Annotated in this window: 8 protein-coding genes and 1 pseudogene; 4 read left to right on the forward strand and 5 right to left on the reverse strand. The window is 71.0% G+C overall.

The window, feature by feature from the left end:
- Positions 1 to 94: 94 nt before the first annotated feature.
- The 3 genes from ACH413_RS04445 to ACH413_RS04455 all read right to left on the reverse strand — a co-directional run bounded on the left by ACH413_RS04445 (position 95) and on the right by ACH413_RS04455 (position 7,764).
- Positions 95 to 1,108: a S1 family peptidase gene (locus tag ACH413_RS04445; protein ID WP_360042754.1), complete on the reverse strand. Its 1,014-nt coding sequence runs from the start codon at positions 1,106 to 1,108 to the stop codon at positions 95 to 97.
- A 189-nt stretch (positions 1,109 to 1,297) separates the two neighbouring features.
- Complete coding sequence (locus ACH413_RS04450; protein ID WP_360042751.1) at positions 1,298 to 4,915, reverse strand: family 78 glycoside hydrolase catalytic domain; 3,618 nt, start codon at positions 4,913 to 4,915, stop codon at positions 1,298 to 1,300.
- A 179-nt stretch (positions 4,916 to 5,094) separates the two neighbouring features.
- Complete coding sequence (locus ACH413_RS04455) at positions 5,095 to 7,764, reverse strand: EAL domain-containing protein (RefSeq protein ID WP_396424911.1); 2,670 nt, start codon at positions 7,762 to 7,764, stop codon at positions 5,095 to 5,097.
- A gap of 292 nt (positions 7,765 to 8,056) precedes the next feature.
- On the opposite strand from ACH413_RS04455, the gene ACH413_RS04460 reads away from it, so the two are divergent.
- Positions 8,057 to 9,217, forward strand: a complete 1,161-nt coding sequence (locus ACH413_RS04460; protein ID WP_360043052.1) for a beta-ketoacyl synthase N-terminal-like domain-containing protein — start codon at positions 8,057 to 8,059, stop codon at positions 9,215 to 9,217.
- Positions 9,218 to 9,291: 74 nt separating this feature from the next.
- Positions 9,292 to 12,408 carry a GH92 family glycosyl hydrolase gene (locus ACH413_RS04465; RefSeq protein ID WP_360042745.1) on the forward strand — a complete coding sequence of 1,039 codons (3,117 nt, stop codon included), beginning with the start codon at positions 9,292 to 9,294 and terminating at the stop codon, positions 12,406 to 12,408.
- Between the two features lies 1 nt (position 12,409).
- Here the strand turns inward: ACH413_RS04465 and ACH413_RS04470 are convergent, their stop codons facing one another.
- Complete coding sequence (locus ACH413_RS04470) at positions 12,410 to 13,600, reverse strand: MFS transporter (protein ID WP_360042742.1); 1,191 nt, start codon at positions 13,598 to 13,600, stop codon at positions 12,410 to 12,412.
- A gap of 72 nt (positions 13,601 to 13,672) precedes the next feature.
- Between ACH413_RS04470 and ACH413_RS04475 the strand changes: the two genes are divergently transcribed.
- Complete coding sequence (locus ACH413_RS04475; RefSeq protein ID WP_360042739.1) at positions 13,673 to 16,777, forward strand: BTAD domain-containing putative transcriptional regulator; 3,105 nt, start codon at positions 13,673 to 13,675, stop codon at positions 16,775 to 16,777.
- Positions 16,774 to 17,541, forward strand: coding sequence for a methyltransferase domain-containing protein (locus ACH413_RS04480; RefSeq protein ID WP_360042736.1), 768 nt, complete (start codon positions 16,774 to 16,776; stop codon positions 17,539 to 17,541). The genes ACH413_RS04475 and ACH413_RS04480 overlap by 4 nt, the downstream gene beginning before the upstream one ends.
- Positions 17,542 to 17,589: 48 nt before the next feature.
- Here the strand turns inward: ACH413_RS04480 and ACH413_RS04485 are convergent.
- Positions 17,590 to 18,200, reverse strand: a pseudogene (locus ACH413_RS04485) (hypothetical protein); the annotation flags it as partial.

The following is an 18,200-nucleotide window of genomic DNA, read 5'->3' on the forward strand; positions in this document are numbered from 1 at the left end:
ACCCAGTTAACATCCGACGTATCGAGAGCGTCAATACGTCGGATGCTCCAGCGAGGACCGGTTTTTCCCGGCACAGATCCGATCACTCGGTCGGCTAGTAGACCGTCACCCCGTAGGCGTTGAGCGCCTCGGTGACGGGCTGGTAAAAGGACCGCCCGCCGCTGGTGCAGTTCCCGCTGCCGCCGGAGGTGAGGCCCAGCGCGGTGTTGCCGGCGAACAACGACCCGCCGCTGTCGCCGCCCTCGACGCACACCGTCGTCGCGATCATGCCGGTGACCGTCGTGCCGTCCACGTAGTTGACGGTGACGTTGAGGCCGGTGACCTTGCCGCGGTGGAACCCGGTGGTGCTGCCGCTGCGGCCGACGGTCTGACCCACCACGGCGTTGCCCGCGCTGTCGATGGAACGCCGGGTGCCGTCGTAGAGGTTGACCTCACCGGGCCTGCTGATGTTGCTGGTGTACTGGAACAGCGCGTAGTCGTTGCCGGGGAAGCTGGTCCCGGTCCTGGACGCGATGACCTGGCCGCCGGAGGTGGACCAGGTGGACGTGAGGTTGCCGCAGTGGCCGGCGGTGAGCAGGTAGGCGGTGCTGGTGCCGGGCCTCTTGACGTTGAACCCGAGCGAGCAGCGCACGCCGCCGCCGAGAATGGCGTCACCGCCCGCGATGGTGGTGCGGAACGAGCCGGGGACCTGCTCCAGTCGCGCGGTGCCGCCCAGCCCGGCGACCACGGTCTTCAGCCGGGCGAGCGCCGCGCCGGTCACGGTGGTGTCGGCGGACACGACGACCTGGTTGGTGACGGGGTCCGTGCCCCAGGAGGTGCCGGGGATCTTGGCCGTGCGATCGAGTACGGCGGTGCTGGCTTCGAGGGTGGCCGCGCTGTGCTGGACGAGCCGGGCTCGTGCGCCGGCCGCGGTCACGGTCGCCAGCGCGGCCTGGTCGGTCACGGTGACGACGAGCTTTCCGGAATCGTCCAGATAGGACCCGGCGGCGGACGTGCCGAGCCTTGTTTCCAGAGTGGAGACATCGGCCTGTGCGGCGGGTGCGGACACGAAACCGGCCGCCAGCGCGGCTATCGACACCAACGTGAGCGTGGCAGGGAAAACGCGCATCGAGAACTCCCGACTGTGCAACGAGAATCGCCCCCCGGCAGGGTTGCGGGGCGCACAGCCAGAGTGCTGCGTTTCGGGAAAACGGTCCAGATGCCTAATAAAAATTTGGGCGGCGAACGGCCGATAATAGTATTGAGGGAATTGCTGAACGGTTCGGCGCGGACTGCTCCGCGCCGAACCGTTCACCCGTCAGACCGTGAAGGTGTGATCACCGGCCGGAACGTGGAACGACGCCACACCGGAACCAGTGCCGAGCGGCACAGCCCCGGCCGGAGCCGTCACCGCGGTGGTCGCCGGCACGCGCACGACGGCCGAGGTCCCGGTGGGCACGACCACGTGGAGGGTGAAGCGCCCCCCGTTCGTGTTCCACTCGCTGACCGCCTCCCCGTACGGCGTGCGGTGTGACGACCTGGCCGAGGTCAGCCCGCCGCCCGGTTTCGGCGCGATGAGCAACGACCGGTAGCCGGGCGAGGCCGAGCTCAGTCCTCCGACGGTGCGGTAGAGGAAGTCGCCGACCGAGCCCATCGCGTAGTGGTTGAAGGAGTTCATGCCCGGGTCCTCGAACGACCCGTCGGGACGGATGCTGTCCCAGTGCTCCCAGACGGTCGTCCCTCCCTTGTTCATCATGTAGCCCCAGCCGGGGTAGTCCGGCTGCATCAGCACCTGGTACGCGACGTCCGCCCGGCCGTGGTCGGCCAGCACCGGCAGGAGGTGCGACACCCCGACGAACCCGACGGTGAGGTGGTTGTTCGCGGCCCGGATCCTGGCCACGAGCTTGTCCACCAGGGACTGCACGCGACCCTGGGGCACTAGCCCGAAGGCCAGCGCGAGGGAGTACCCGGTCTGCGTGTTGCCGGAGACGGTGCCGTCCGCGGCCACGAGCCGGTTGGTGAACGCGGCCGAGACCTGGTCGGCGAGCGCACCGTAGGACGCCGCTTCGGCTGTCTTCCCGATGGCCTGCGCCATCCGCGACACCAGCCGCGCCGACCACGCGAAGTACGCCGTCGAGATGACGTTGCGAGGCGTGTCGTCGTTGACGTTGAGCCAGTCGCCGAATCCGCCGCGATCGCGGATGAGATCCGCCTCCGCGGTCGAACGCAGGTAGTCGACCCACTTCGTCATGGCGGCGAAGTTGTCCTGCACCACGCGCAGATCGCCGTACCGCTGCCAGAGCGTGAAGGGCACGATCACGCCCGCGTCGCCCCACGCCGCGGTGCCGCCGCCCATGCCGCCGACGTTCGGTGCGACGTCCGTGAACGCGCCGTCGGAGCGCTGGGCGTCGACCATGTCGTCGGTGTACTTGTCGAGGAACGCGGACACGTCCAGGTTGTGCGTGGCCGTGGGGGCGAACGACGCGATGTCCCCGGTCCACCCCAGGCGCTCATCGCGCTGCGGGCAGTCGGTCGGGACGTAGAGCATGTTCGATCGCTGGCCCCACACGATGGCGTTCTGCAGCTTGTCGAGCATCGCGTCCGAGGTGTCGAACCCGCCGATCTCCTCGCCGTTCGTCCACGCCGCCCGGCCGGTGATCGTGTCCAGCGTCGGCGCGCTGGGCAGGCCGGTCAGTTCGACGTAGCGGTAGCCGTGGACCGTGAACCTCGGTTCGAAGGTCTCGGCCTGCCCGGTACCCGCCAGCACGAACTGGTCGGTGACCTGCGCGCCGCGCAGGTTGGTGGTGTAGAGCGTGCCGTCGGAGTTGAGGACCTCCGCGTGCCGCAGGGTGACGGTGGTGCCGGAGGGACCCTGCACCCGCAGCCGGTTCCAGCCGGAGAAGTTCTGGCCGAGGTCGAAGACCCACACGCCCGGCTTGGGCTGGGTCAGCGCCACCGGACGCAGATCCCGCTGGACCTTCGTGCCGGCGTCCACCTGCGCCACCAGGTTCGGCACCGCGCCCTGCCGGACCTGGGCGGAACGCCAGCCGCTGTCGTCGAAGCCGGCGCCGTCCCAGCCGGGGACCGCGAGCCGGGCGTCCTGGCGCTCACCGTGGTAGAGGTCGTCGGCGATGATCGGGCTGGCCCGGTACTTCCAGGAACCGTCCGTCGCCACGGTCTGCGTCGTACCGTCCACATAGGTCAGAACCAGTTGCGCCGAGTACCACGGCTGCGTTCCGTAGAACCTGTTGCCGCCGATGCCGAGGCTGCCGGAGTACCAGCCGTTGCCCAGCCACGCGCCGAGAGCGTTGTCGCCCTGACGAATGCGGCTGGTGACGTCGTGCACCTTGTACTGCACGCGCTTGTTGTAGTCGGTCCACGCCGGTGCCAGCACGTCCTCGCCGACCTTGGCGCCGTTGAGCTGCGTTTCGTGAATGCCGAGCGCGGTCGTGAGCAACCGGGCGCTGCGCACCTGCTTGGTCACGGTGAAACCCTTGCGCAGCAACGGAGCGGGCTGCGGCACGACGACCTCGTTGCCCCACGGGGCTCCGCCGATGCCGACCAGTGCCCTCGCCTGGACCCAGGCGCCGTCGTCGAACCCCGGCTGTTCCCAGCCCGCGGGGGACTGGGTCGACGCCTTCCAGGTCCCGTCGGACTGCACCACGAGGGCGTCCGCGGACAGCCTGGCCACGAGACCCGCGGGGGAGTCGGACGTGTTGGCGCTCGACACCGCGATGGTGTTGGCACCGGCGCGCAGGCGGCCGGTCAGGTCGATCACGCCCGCCCGCCGCCAGGAGTGCTCCACCTGCGGACTGGAGTAGACCTGCACGCCGTTGACCCACACGGTCGCCGTGTCGTCGGCGGTGACCGCGAGCGTGGCGGCGGCCGGCACCGAGGCGAGCGTGAACGTCTTGCGGAAGTACCTCGTCATCGGCGGCAGACCGGCCGTCGGCGACCCCTCCGGGTACCAGATCCAGGTGGCGCCGTCCAAGCCCTGGCCGACCGGCCCGCCGACGAACGCTCCCCGCCACTCCGAGGCGGCGTTGTAGAGCCCGGTCTCGAACGACGAGACCGCGCTCCAGCCGCCTGCTCTGCCCTGCGTGTCCCACACGCGGACCCGCCAGTGGTAGGCGGTCATCGAGGTCAGCGCGGCACCGGCGTAGAGGACGTCCACGGACTGCTCGTCGTGCACCCGGCCGCTGTCCCAGAGATCACCGGTCCCGGCCTCGGCCAGCGCCTTCGTGCTGGCGACGATCACCTGGTACGAGCCCTGCCGCTGCGCGGAGGCCGTGGAGGTGAGCGTCCAGCCCAGCCTCGGTCGCCTCGCGTCCACACCCAGCGGGGCGACGCGCCGTTCCGTCGTCATCGAGGCGACCGTCAACGGCGTCGCCTCGCCCGGATCGGTCGTGGTCACACCGCTGCCCCACGGCTCGATCCCGTACGAACCGAGGTCCGCGGCCTGGGGCCAGGCGCCGTCGGCGAAAGCAGGCTTCTCCCAGCCCTCGCCCGCGCCCCGGCCCGCCTTCCACGCCCCGTCGGTGACCAGGTCGACGGCCGTGCCGCCGGTGACGATCCGCGCGCGGCCGACGAGGCCCGCCGGACCGGCGGTGGTGTTGCGCACCGCGATCGCCAGCGTGTTGGTGCCGGTGACGAGGGCGGAGCGCAGGTCGACGGTGACCGCGCGCTGCCAGGAGCTGACGTAGCGGGCGGACGCGGCGAGAGGTTCGCCGTTGAGCCACACGTCGACCGTGTCGTCGCCGGTGACGACCAGCCGGGCGTCACTGACCTGCCCGGCGGGCTGGGTGAAGGTGCGGCGGAAGTAGCGGTGCTCGGCAGGGGCGGAGGACGCGGGACTGCCCTCGGGGTACCAGATCCAGTGTGCCCCGGTGAGATCGGCGGGAGCCGCCGCGGCGGGGACCACGATGATCACGGACATGGCTAGAAGTGCCGATAATATTACGCAGAGTAACCGGCTGGGGGCGTGCGGCAGGGATCGACTTCGCATCGCGTTTCTCCTGGGCTAGGGGAGTGCTGGTAACGCAGGCGGCCGATTGAAACGTTTCAATTTGGTGCTGCACCGACCCTAGGACCTGCCCGGTCACACCGTCAACAAAGTCAGAGCTCGGCCAGCGGTGCCGGCCGCCCGAGGTGATACCCCTGCGCCTGGTCGCATCCGAGCTCCCGCAGGATCTCCAGCTGCTCCGGGTGCTCGACCCCCTCGGCGATCACGGTCAGGTCGACCGCGTGGGCCATGGCGATGATGCTGGTGACGATCGCGGTCGCCTCGTCGGAACGCCCGAGGCCCGCCGTGAAGGAACGGTCGATCTTGAGCGTGTCCAGCGGCAGCGTGAGCAACTGGGCGAGCGAGGAGTGGCCGGTGCCGAAGTCGTCGATCGCGAGCCGCACTCCCAGGTCGCGCAACGAGGAGAGGGTGCGGGCGGCCAGCGCCGGGTCACGCATGAGAGCGCTCTCGGTGATCTCCAGGCACAACGAGGCGGGCGTCAGTCCCGCCTTGTGCGTGGCGTTGCGGATGGCCGACACGAGCCACGGGTCGTCGAGCTCGCGGGCCGACAGGTTCACGGTCAGCTGCAGATCCGGTGCCTGCTCGGCGATCTCGCGGGCGGCGGTGTGCAGCATGTGCGCGCCGACGATGTTGATGAGATCGCTCTCTTCGGCGAGCGTGATGAACTCACCGGGGAAGATCAGGCCGTACCGGGGATGCGTCCAGCGCAGCAGGCCCTCGACGGCGGTGCGCCGATCCGTGCGGAGGTCGACGATCGGCTGGTAGGCGAGCCACAGCTCGTCGTTGAGCGGCGCCATCCGCAGGTCCTGTTCCAACTGCAGGCGGCGCTGGATGCGGTCGCGGAGTTCGACGTCGAAGAACGCGATCCGCCCGCGCCCCCTGGTCTTGGCCTGGTACATGGCGAGGTCGGCGTCGCGGAGCAGATCGGCGCCGTCGCGCGGGTCGCCGGGTTCGGCGAGCACGATGCCCACACTCGCGTCGACGTGCAGCTGCCGGCCGTCCACGGTGATCGGCCGGTTCATCTCGGAGCGGATGTGGTCGGCGAGCGCGGTGGCCTCGTCCTCGCCCGTGACGCCGTACGCGATGACGGTGAACTCGTCGCCGCCGAGCCTGCCGACGACGTCGCCGCGGCGGGCGCTCAGGCTCAGCCGCGAGCCGACGACCCGCAGCACCTCGTCGCCCGCGCTGTGGCCGAGGGAGTCGTTGATGACCTTGAACTTGTCCAGGTCGATGAACAGCACGGCGGTGAGTCCCGACCGGTGGGCCCTGGCGGGCGGGCTGAGCCGGTTGATGGTCACCGTGCGGTTGCTCAGGCCGGTCAACGCGTCGTGCGTCGCCTCGTGCTCCAGCCGGGTGTCGATCATGCGCCGTTCGGTGATGTCGGTGAAGGACAACACCGTCGCCGTCGGCAGCGTGCCGTCCTGGCTGAGCGGGCGGGCGCTCAGCGACAGCCAGACGTGGCTGCCGTCCGGCCGGGGTGCCCGGACGATCCGGCCGTGCTGCGCTCTGCCGGTCGCGCGGGTGATGGCCGACGGGAAGAGGTGCAGCGGGATGGGCCGGCCCGCCTCGTCGTGCAGCTGGACCGACGACGCGAGCTCGCCGGTCGCCTCGCGCGCGCCCACGCCGAGGATCCGTTCGGCCGCCGGGTTGACCGACTCGACGAGGCCCGTGGCGCCGACGACGAGCACGCCTTCCTCGATGGCGTCGACCACCGCGGTGAAGCGCTGCTCGGCCCGTCTGCGCGCGGTCTCGTCCGCGCAGATCAGCACGTACCCGTCGTCCATCCTGGCGACCGACACGCGCACCGCCAGCGCCTCGCCGCCGGATCTGCGGTGCTCCGCCTGGACCACGCCGCCCGCGTCCAGGATCGCCGACGGGTCGAGCGGCGCCCCGACCACCAGGGCGATGGGCCGCCCGATCGCGTCGGCGGCGAGGTGGCCGTAGACGTTCTCGGCGCTGGGGTTCCAGCTGGTCACGACACCGCTGGCGGTGGTCGCGATGAGCGCGTCGCTCACGTGCGCGGCGAGTGCGGCCTGGTAGCGCAACGCCGCCGCGGCCGCCTTCTGCTCGGTGACGTCCCGCATGATCACCTGGAACGCGGGTCTGCCCTCCCACGTGGTGCGGACCGACACCGACTCGATGTCGGTCGTGCCGCCGTCGAACCGGACCAGCACGGCGTCCGCGGGTTCGCTCGCGGCGCCGGGCTCGGTCAGCTTCGCGATCCGGCGCAGCATCTCCTGTTGCGAGGCGGGGTGGACGAAGTCGGTGATCAGCCTGCCGAGGATCTCGCCGTCGGACAGCGCCCGCACGAACCGGACCGCCGCCGGGTTCGCGTACACGATCCGGCCCGACTCGTGCACCACGATCGCGTCGGGGGAGAGGTCGACCAGGAGCCGGTAGCGGTCCGCGAGGTCGGTGAGCTGCTGTTGCTGGGTGTGCCGCCAGGTCACGTCAGCGACCACGCCGACCAGCGCCGGCGCGTTGTCGCGGGTCGACACGCGGGCGCGGAACTGGAGCCGGCACGTGCCGGACGGCGTCTCCACGGGTTGTTCCAGCTCGAAGTCCTGCCAGGCGGGAGCCGACCTCGCGGCCACCGTCAGCGGCGCCACCAGGGCGGCCAGCGCGGCACGCACGGTCTCGGGGTCCGCTCCGGGCACGCCGATGACCACGTCGAGGCCCGGCATCCAGCCGAGGCGGTCCTCGCGCAGGTCGAGCCACCACACCACCGAGGCGCCGATCGAGAGCGCGAGGCCGGCCAGCATCTCGTGGTCGAACTCGTCGTCGCCGATCAGGCCGCTCACGTCGTGGCTCCCAGGTCCTGCGCTCCCTCGGATTCGCGGTGGCGTGGCCATCGTGAAGTCCTACCGCACAGGCGGCCGCAGGCGCATCCGTCTGGCGTAAACATGGTGTGCCGTTATATCGGTACCCGGACACCGTCCGGCGATCAGGGGGTCGACTTCAGTGTCCATTGTGGAGCAATAGATCGCTCACCCGCCAGATGTCCAGGGCAGTTACCCTGGTAGGAGGTGTCGGCCCTCGGTGGTGGAGCTGGATATGGTCGCGCGAGGTGTGAGCATCTGCGGAATCGGCGTCGTCAGCGCGTACGGCTGGAGCCGCCGGTCTCTGTGGGACGGTCTGGCGAGCGGGAAACCCGCCGCCACCGTTGTTCCCGAGCTGGGCAGGAACCCCGGCGAGACGGTCTGGGCGGCGCGAGTCGGCGACGGCGGTGATCCGCTCGACGGACCGAGCCGGTTCGCGCAGGCCATGCGAGCCGCGGCCAGAGAGGCCATCGAGGACGCGGGCACCCGCGGCTGGCGTCCCGGTCGCCGGGTCGGTCTCCTGCACGCCGTGGTGCTGGGCGAGGTCGACCTGTGGCGCGATTTCTACGTCACGCGCGGGGGATCGTTGCCGGTGCACGACTATCTGGCGCTGATGCCGTCCACACCGATGTCGATGCTCATGCAGGAATACGGTTTCCACGGGCCTGCCATGAACGTCTCGGCGATGTGCGCGTCGGGCAACGCCGGCCTGATCACGGCGAAAGCGTGGCTGGACGCGGGAATCGTCGACGACGTCGTGTTCGTTGCGACGGATCTTTCTCTCACACCCGAGAACGTCGCTCACTTCGTCCGGCTCGGTGTGGCCATCGTGGACGCCGAGCCGCTCGACGCGTGCCGTCCGTTCCAACAGGGCAGCAGGGGTTTCGTGATGGGTGAGGCGTCGGTGGCGTTCGTCCTTTCCCGGCACGCGTCCCGGCCGTACGCCCTCACGCTGGGCGGCGCGATGTCGCACGACGCGTACCACGTGACGTCGATCGACCCGCAGCTCGACCAGATCACCGCGTGCTTCACCGACGCGCTGGACAACGCCGGGGTGAACGCCGCCGACGTGCGCTACCTCAACGCGCACGGTCCCGGCACCGCTCAGTGCGACACCGCCGAGGCGGCCGTCCTGGAGCAGCTGTTCGGGCCGGACACCGAGGTCTACTCCGTGAAGCCGCTGACCGGGCACTGCCAGGGCGCGGCGTCGGCGATCGAGGCCGCGGTGACCGCGATGGCGTACGACACCGGCGTGATCCCTGCGCCGCCCGTGGTCGCGCCGGGGCATCCGGCGCTCCTGGACGGGCTCACGCCGCTCGTCGACGGCCTCACGGTCAAGTCGTCGCTCGGCATGGGCGGTCACAACTCGGCGATCGTGCTGGCGCCGCCTTCCTGACGCGGTGTCCGGAACCGGTCAGATCGACGTCGACAACGTTGACAGCGTGTCAGGTCTGCGGAAAGTTCCGATCTATGCGCTTCAGGGGACTGGTAGTGATGGCGGCCGCGCTGGTGCTCGCTGCTCCGGTGGTGGCCGCCGCACAACCGGAGCCCGCGCTGGTCTCCGACCCCACGGCGTACGTGGATCCGTTCATCGGCACCGGTTTGGCCAACGCCGCGGTTGGTGAGATCAACAACTTTCCCGGTCCGGCGGTGCCGTTCGGCATGATGCAGTTCTCGCCGGACACGCTGGGCTCGTACGCCGGCTACCAGTACCACAACGAAAAGATCCGAGGTTTCAGCCTCACGCACGCCAGCGTCGGGTGCAGCGCGTTCGGTGACGTGCCGATCCTGCCGATCACCGGTGACCTGGGGGAGAAGCCCTGGGACCGGGTCGAGCGCTACCAGCACACCAGCGAGCAGGGCGAGCCCGGCTACTACGCGGTGACGTTGGAGGACTCCAAGGTCCGGGCGGAGCTCACCGCCACCACCCGCACCGGCCTGGCCACGTTCACGCTGCCCGCCGACGGCCACGTGCTGGTCAAGGGAGGGGCGACGCTGTCGGGCAACTCGGCGGCCGAGGTGACCATCGAGAACGACACCACGGTGACCGGTTCGGCCAGCACCGGCGGCTTCTGCGGCAAGTCCAACAAGTACACCGTCTACTACGCCATCACCTTCGACCGGCCGTTCACGGCTCGCGGCACGTGGGACGGCAACGCGGTCAGCCCTGGTAGTGGCGGCGTCAAGGCGCCGAAGGCGGGCGCGTACCTGAGTTTCCCCGCGGGCCAGGTCAAGGCCAAGGTGGCGCTGTCGTTCGTCGGTGTGGACGGTGCGAAGCGGAACATGGCCCAGGAGATCCCGGACTGGGACGCGGCCCAGGTCCGCGCGGACACCAGGGCGAAGTGGCGCACCGAGCTGAGCAAGATCCGCGTGGCCGGCACGGACACCGGTGAGCTGAAGACGTTCTACACCGCTTTGTACCACTCGTTGATGCACCCCAACACGTTCAACGACGTGGACGGCCGCTACATCGGCTTCGACGACCAGATCCACACGCTGCCCGCCGGACGCACCCAGTACGCGAACTTCTCCGACTGGGACACCTATCGCAGCCTGGCCCCGTTGCACGCCATGCTGTGGCCGCGCGAGGCCAGTGACATGGCGCAGTCGCTCGTGAACGACGCGGTGCAGGGCGGCTGGTGGCCGCGCTGGCCGCTCGCCAACGACTACACGGCGCAGATGACGGGGGACAGTTCCGTTCCGCTGATCGCCAACCTCTACGCGTACGGCGCGCGCGACTTCGACCTCAAGACCGCACTGCAGTACCTGGTCAAGGGCGCGACCAGTGTGGACACCACGCCCGGCGCCTACCAGGAACGGCCGGGCATCGGCGAGTACGTGAAGCGCGGCTACCTGCCCAACACCGACGCCGCCCGCGGCGACCACAACCGGGTCGGCGCCTCGATCACGCTGGAGTGGTCGGTCGACGACTTCGCCATCGCCCAGCTCGCGAAGGCCGCCGGTGACCGCAGGACCGCCGCGGAGTTCACCCGGCGCGGCCAGAACTGGCAGAACCTGTTCAACCCGGCCACCTCCCACGTCCAGCCGCGTGACGGCGACGGGCGGTTCCCGGACGGTCCGGCCTGGAGCCCCGGCGGCGGGTTCGGCCAGGACGGGTTCGACGAGGGCAACTCGGTGCAGTACAGCTGGATGGTGCCGCACAACCCGGCGGGCCTGATCACCGCGATGGGCGGCAAGGACGCGGCGGCGGCACGGCTCGACACGTTCACCACGAAGCTCAACGCCGGCCCGCAGGAGCCGTACATGTGGGCGGGCAACGAACCGGCGTTCGGCATTCCCTGGCTGTACAACCACACCGGACGGCCGTGGCGCACCCAGCAGGTCGTCCGGCAGATCATGACCACCCTGTTCAGCCCCACCCCGGACGGCGAGCCCGGCAACGACGACCTCGGCGCCCAGTCCTCCTGGTACGTCTGGGCCGCACTGGGTCTCTACCCCGCGACGCCGGGCACGTCCGACCTGGCGCTGCACAGCCCGTTGTTCCCGAAGATCGTGCTCGACCTGCCCGGCCGCGACCTGACCATCAACGCCCCCAAGGCCTCGGCCACCGCGATGTACGTGCAGGACCTGAACCTCAACGGCCGCGACCACGAGCGCACCGGCCTGCCCCGCGACATCGTCAGCACCGGCGGCAGGCTCGACTTCGAGCTCGGCACCACCCCGGACCGCGGCTGGGCTACGGACGCCGAGGAGGCGCCACCGTCCTATCGCGACGGTGAGCACGACTTCCTGGCCAGCGCCAACAGCATGATCACCGTGCGACCCGGCGGCACCGCGGAGTTCACCGTGTCCGCGCGCAGGCTGGCGGGCAAGGACCGCGACCTCACCGTCACCACCGCCCCGCCCGCCGGGCTCACCGTCACCGGACCGCAGCGGTTCCGCCTGAACGACGGCGAGGCGAAGTACCAGGTGAGCGCGACGGCACCCGAGGGCTACTACGTCGTCCCGGTGACCATCAAGGGCGACCACCGCGCCGTCACGACCACGGTGACCGTCCTGGTGGCACCGGAAGGCAGCCTGGTCACCCGCTACAACAACACAGGGATCTCGGACGACGACGCCAAGTCGCAGGCCAACCTGGACGGCGGCGGCAACAGCTACTCCCGCCAGGCCCTGGCAGAGGCGGGCCTGACCGGCGGAAAGCGGGTCGAGGTGGCGGGCACCGCGTTCACCTGGCCCGCTCCTCCGGCCGGTCGCCCGGACAACGTCGCCGCCGAAGGCCAGACCGTCACCGTGGCGGGGCAGCCGAAACGCCTGGTGTTCGTCGGCGCGGCGAGCAACGGCGACCACCGCGGCACCGCGACCGTCACCTTCACCGACGGCAGCACCGCCCAGACCGACCTGTCGTTCGGCGACTGGGTGCTGCCCGGCGGCAGCGCGAACGACCCGGTCTTCGGCAACACCGTGGTCGCGCATCCCCGCTACCGCAACGTGAACTGGGGCGGCACCGGCCCCGCGTTCATCTTCGCCACCGCGCCGTTCGACGCGCCGGAGGGCAAGACGATCGCCGCCGTGACCCTGCCGTCCGACAAGCAGATCCACCTGTTCGCCCTCGGCACGGGCTGACTCAGTCAGCCTTCCCGGCGTGCTGAGCCGGGAAGCCGTGCCGGCGAGCGAAGACGACGACCGCCAGCACCGGCACCATCAGCACGAGCACGCTCCACGGGAACGAACCGCTGCCGCTCAGGTCGAGCAGCACGCCGCCGATGACACCTCCACCCGCCATGGCGACATTCCACAACGTCACGAGCATCGCCTGGGCCGCGTCGGCCGACTCGCCACCGGCGTTGCCCGCGGCGGTCTGCAACAGGGTGGGCACACCGCCCCAGCCGAGGCCCCACAGAGCCGCGGCGAGGTAGATCAGGGCCGGGTCGTCCGCGATCGTGGCCAGCATCAGGGCGGCCACGGCGACCAGCAGCGCGCTCGTGACGGTGAACAGCCGCAACCGGCGGTGGATCCGGGCCCCGACGACCCAGATGCTCAGGATCGACGCGATGCCGAAGACCAGCAGCACCAGGCCGGTGGCGCCGCCCATGCCGAGACCGGCGAGGAACGTCGCGATGTAGGCGTACAGGATCGTGTGGGCGAGGACGAAGACGAGCGTGACGAACAGGACCGGGGCCACGCCGGGCACGCGCAGGGTCGGCAGCGTCCTGGGCCGCTGAGCTCGTTCCTGACCGGGATGGTCCGGCACGGCCGCGATGATCCAGACCAGCAGGACCGCGGTCAGCGCCGTCATCGACAGGAACGCCGTGCGCCAGCCCGCCACCTGGCCGAGGAACGTCCCAGCGGGCACGCCCAGGCACAGCGCGACGGGGATGCCTGCCATGGCGATCGCGATCGCGCGGCCCTGCAGCTGAGGGACGACCAGGCGGCGCGCGTAGCCCGCGAGCAGTGCCCAGGCCAGTCCGGCGGCGACACCCGCGACGAACCGCGCCGCCATCGTGACGCTGTACACCGAGGACACGGCCGTCACCGTGTTGGCGGCGGCGAAACCCGCCATCGACGTCAGCAGCAGCGTCCTGCGCCGCCAGCCCGCGGTGAGCGAGGACAACGGGATCGCGGTGAGCACGGTGCCGAGCGCGTAGATCGTGACGGTCTGCCCGGTCGCGGACTCGGTCACGCCCAGGGAGTCGCTCATCGCCGGGAGCAGGCCGGCGGGAAGGGTCTCGGTGAGGCTGGTGACGAAGACGGCGGTGGCGAGGGACAGCAGGGCGAACAGGGGGAGCTTCTGGACGGTGTCGGGTGGCGCGCTCATGCGAGCACCCTGCTGGGACGTTCTTCGGACTCGCTTACGATCGGCTTAGGGGTCGGACGTCAGGGGTGCTGGATGCGGTTCGGGGTGCTCGGCCCGCTGGCGGTGTGGGACGAGGCGGGGGAGCCGGTCACCGTCCCGGAGCTCAAGGTGCGCGCGCTGCTCGCGGCGCTGATCGCGCACGACGGTGCCCCGGTCGCCGTGGACGCGCTCGTCCAGCACCTGTGGGGCGACCGGCCGCCGGGCAAGCCCGCGGGGGCGTTGCAGGTCAAGATCTCCCAGCTGCGCGGGACCCTCGGCAGGGACCGGATCGTCCGGCAGCCACCGGGCTATCGGCTCGTGCTCGGCGCGGAGGACCTGGACGCCACCAGGTTCCGCGCTCTCGTGGCACGGGCCAGGTCGACGGCGGACCCGCGCTCGCGGGCGGCGCTGTTCACCGAGGCGCTCGATCTCTGGCGCGGCGCCGCGTACGCGGACTTCGCCGACGACGAGTTCGTGCGCCCTGCCGCCCACCACCTCACCGAACTGCGGCTGGCCGTCGTCGAGGAACGGGCGAACGCCTGGCTCGAGGCCGGTGATCACGCGCTCGCCGTGGGAGAACTCGCGACCGTCGTGCCCCAGCACCCGTTGCGGGAGGGTCTGCGCGCGACGCAGCTGCGGGCCCTCTACCTGACCGGGCGGCAGAGCGAGGCGCTCACGTCGTACGAGGACCTGCGCGGCCGCCTCGCCGAGGAACTGGGCGTCGATCCGAGTCCCGAACTGCGGGCGCTGCACCAGGCGATGCTCCGTCAGGAACTCGTTTCGCCCCAGGGCAAGGCGCCCTCGAACCTGCCCAGCGCGCTCACCCCGCTGATCGGACGAGAGCGCTCTCTCGCGCAGCTCGCCGAACTGCACCGCGAAGCCAGGCTGGTGACCCTCACCGGCCCCGGTGGCGTCGGCAAGTCCAGCCTGGCGATCGCGCACGCGGGGTCCGGCGAGTTCCCGGACGGCGTCTGGCTGGTCGAGTTCGCCGGACTGCGCACCGCCACCGCGGCGGACCTGGCCGAGGTCGTCGCCGCCGTGCTCGGGATCAGCGACTCGGGTACCGGCGAGGCCGCGCGCCGTCTCGCCACCGCGTTGCGCGACCGCCGCATGCTGCTCGTGCTGGACAACTGCGAGCATGTCGTCGACGCCGCCGCCGAACTCACCGAACTGCTGTTGCGCGCCGCGCGTGGCCTGGTCGTGGTCACCACCAGCCAGGAACCCCTCGGCCTGGCCGGTGAGCGCGTCTTCGACGTCGAACCGCTGCCGCCCCCGGACGCGATCAGGCTCTTCCTCGCGCGTGCCGCCGCGTCCGCACCCGGTTTCCCGTCGCGCCAGGAGGACTGCGACCCGGCCGACCTCGACGCGGTGGCCGAGATCTGCCGCCGCCTCGACGGCATCCCGCTCGCGCTGGAACTCGCGGCCACGCGGGTGCGCGCCCTGGGCGTGCGGGAACTCGCGGTGCGGCTGGCCGACCGGTTCTCCGTCCTGACCCTCGGGCAACGCGGCGCTCCCGCCCGGCAGCGAACCCTGCGCGCCATGATCGACTGGAGCTGGGAACTGCTCAGCGCTCCCGAACGCGTCGTCCTGCGCCGCCTCGCCGTGCACAGCGACGGGTGCGACCTGGCCGCTGCCGAAGAGGTGTGCGCGGGCGACGGCGTCGCGCGGGCGGAGGTGCTCGACCTCGTGACGCGGCTCGTCGACCGGTCGCTCGTGGTCGTGACGCAGGGGCCCCGCTACCGGCTGCTCGAATCCGTCTCCGCCTATGCCCTGGAACGACTGCAGGACGCGGCGGACCTCGCCCGCGACCGCCACCTGAGGCACTACCTCGCGGTCGCCGAGCACGCCGAACCCCAGTTGCGCGGGAGCGGTCAGCAGGTCTGGCTCGCCCGGCTCGACGCCGAAGCCGGAAACATGCGCGCCGCACTGGAGCACGCCGGTCCGGGCGAGGCCGTCCGGCTGGTCACGGCCCTGTCGTGGTGGTGGCTGTTGCGCGGCCGTCTCGCCGAAGGCCGCCGCACCCTGGCAGCCGTGCTGAGCACCTGCGCCACCCCCGAACTCGTCGTCCTGCACGCTGCGTTCGCCCTGCTCAACGGCGATCACGAGGCTGCCCCGGTCGCCGCCGCGCCCGCCCGTGCACAGTGGCTTTGCGCCTATGGCCTGTTCAGCGCGGGGAACCTGGCGGTGAGCACCGAGGTGAACACCCGTGCGCTGGACCTGTTCACCGCCGAGGACGACCAGTGGGGGATCGCGGCGGCACTGGGCCTGCGCGCGATGCTCGCGCTGGTGCGCGGGGATCTCGCCGCACTCGGCCGCGACGGCCGCCACAGCGCGGAACTCTTCCGCCGGCTCGGCGACCGCTGGGGCGAGATGCAGACCATCCCGCCCCTCGCCACGCTGGCGGAGATCAAGGGCGACTACGAGTCCGCGGCACGCTGCCAGCACGAAGGACTCGCCATCGCCCAGGAACTGGGCCTGCAGGCGGAGGTGTCGGCACGGCTGTCCGGCCTGGGCCGCCTCGCGTTGCTGGACCGCGACTGGGAGCGCGCGCACGACCTGCACCAGCGCGCACATCGCATCGCCGTCGAACACGGCTACACCTACGGCCAGATCCACGCGAAGATGGGCCTGGCTCTGGGAGCCCGCCGGTGCGGCGATCTCGACGCCGCCGAAGAACACCTCCGGCAGATCCGCGACGACTACGCCGACCTGTCGTCGTTGGCGGGGGACCACCTGCTCCACGCGGAACTCGGCTTCATCGCCGAACTCCGCGGCGACGCGCGCCAGTCGGCCGTCCAGCACCTGCAAAGCCTCGACCTGGCCCGGTCGCTGAACGAACCCCGCGCGCTCGCCCTGTCCCTCGAAGGTCTCGCCGGCGCGGCCGCCCTTCGCGGTGACGAGTGTGCGGCGTTGTTGCTCGGCGCCGCCGACACCGCCCGGCGCAGCGTGGACGCCCCGCTGCCGCCCGCCGAGCGCGGCGACGTCGATCGCGTCACCGAAGCGGCCCGGTCGGCTCTCGGCGACACGGCGTTCAGCCTGGCGTTCGACCAGGGCACCCGGCTGACCGTCGAGGAAGCCGCGGCGATGGCGCCCGGCGCCGGTGACCTCCAGAAACAAGATGCGCCGGCGGAGTTCCGCTCTTACGCTCCGCCTCGATGAAATCCGAAGAGATCGCCCACCTCATGGCGGCTCACGCCGTCAGCCCGGACGTCCAGGTCACGCAGACCGGATACCGCCTGGAACTCGCGCGAACCTGGCAGATCCCCGAAGGTGCGAGAGTGCTGGAGATCGGCTGCGGCCAGGGCGACATGACCGCCGTGCTCGCGGATGCCGTCGGTCCACAAGGGAGGGTCGTCGGCACCGACATCGCGCCGCCCGGCTACGGCGCCCCGGTCACCGTCGGCGACTCCGCGCGGCACCTGCTCGACGGCCCCCTCGGCGACCGCATCGAGATGCGCTACGAGACCGACGCGCTCACCGACGACGTCGGCACCGGCTACGACCTGGTCGTGCTCGCCCACTGCTCCTGGTACTTCGCCTCGGCAGACCTGCTCGAACGCACTCTGACCAAGGCCCGCGAGCTCGGTTCGCGGCTCTGCTTCGCCGAGTGGGACCCGGAACCCCAGCGCGCCGACCAGGTTCCGCACTTGCTGGCCGTGCTCGCCCAGGACCGCATGGGCGAGACCGACGGCAACGTGCGCGCGCCGCTGACCCGTGCCACCCTGCTCGCCGCGCTCGACAGCGCGGGCTGGCAGGTCGAGCGGATCGGTGACGTCGACACGAGCGCGTTGCAGGACGCGGACTGGGAGATCTCGATCGCGCTGAAGGAGGCGCCGGACGGGCTGGCCAAGGAGTTGCTCGGCCAGGTCGCGCGCGAGAGCGGCAACGTGCCGTTGCCCGCCTACGCCCTCACCGCCCGCTAATGCCGAAGGGGCGCGTCCACCGAAGTGAACGCGCCCCTGGGCTTTCAGTTACACGGGCAGGTGGCCGGTGCCGCCGAGCCTCCAACTCGGCTCGTAGAGGCCGCCGGTGTCGAAGAGCACGTGGAACGAGCCGTCGGACGGCCGGTAGACCGCGTAGTCGGAGTTCCCGTTGCCGTTCCAGTCACCGGCGACCGGCCGGTCCTCGGTCTGGCCGAGACGCCAGCTCGGCTCGTAGAGCCCGCCGGTGTCGAACAGGACGTGGAACGAGCCGTCGGACGGCCGGTAGACGCCGTAGTCGGAGTTGCCGTTGCCGTTCCAGTCACCCGCGACGGGCAGGTCCCCGGTCTGGCCGAGACGCCAGGTGGGTTCGTAGAGCCCGCCGGTGTCGAACAGGATGTGGAACGACCCGTCGGCGGGGTTGTAGACGGCGTAGTCGCTGTTCCCGTTGCCGTTCCAGTCACCCGCCACCGGCAGGTAGCCGGGCCCGCCGAGCCGCCAGGTCGGTTCGTACAGGCCACCCGAGTCGAACAGGATGTGGAACGAGCCGTCGGACGGCCGGTAGATGCCGTAGTCGGAGTTGCCGTTGCCGTTCCAGTCACCCGCGACGGGCAGGTCCCCGGTCTGGCCGAGACGCCAGGTGGGTTCGTAGAGCCCGCCGG

This window comes from Lentzea sp. NPDC020367 (assembly GCF_044387305.1).
Lineage (GTDB): Bacteria > Actinomycetota > Actinomycetes > Mycobacteriales > Pseudonocardiaceae > Lentzea.

Excerpts from the sequence above, each read along its gene's own strand:
- ACH413_RS04455 (WP_396424911.1), bottom strand. The coding sequence starts at position 7,764 with ATGCTGGCCGGCCTCGCGCTCTCGATCGGCGCCTCGGTGGTGTGGTGG.
- ACH413_RS04460 (WP_360043052.1), top strand. The coding sequence starts at position 8,057 with ATGGTCGCGCGAGGTGTGAGCATCTGCGGAATCGGCGTCGTCAGCGCG.
- ACH413_RS04480 (WP_360042736.1), top strand. The coding sequence starts at position 16,774 with ATGAAATCCGAAGAGATCGCCCACCTCATGGCGGCTCACGCCGTCAGC.
- ACH413_RS04470 (WP_360042742.1), bottom strand. The coding sequence starts at position 13,600 with ATGAGCGCGCCACCCGACACCGTCCAGAAGCTCCCCCTGTTCGCCCTG.
- ACH413_RS04475 (WP_360042739.1), top strand. The coding sequence starts at position 13,673 with ATGCGGTTCGGGGTGCTCGGCCCGCTGGCGGTGTGGGACGAGGCGGGG.
- ACH413_RS04445 (WP_360042754.1), bottom strand. The coding sequence starts at position 1,108 with ATGCGCGTTTTCCCTGCCACGCTCACGTTGGTGTCGATAGCCGCGCTG.
- ACH413_RS04465 (WP_360042745.1), top strand. The coding sequence starts at position 9,292 with ATGCGCTTCAGGGGACTGGTAGTGATGGCGGCCGCGCTGGTGCTCGCT.
- ACH413_RS04450 (WP_360042751.1), bottom strand. The coding sequence starts at position 4,915 with ATGTCCGTGATCATCGTGGTCCCCGCCGCGGCGGCTCCCGCCGATCTC.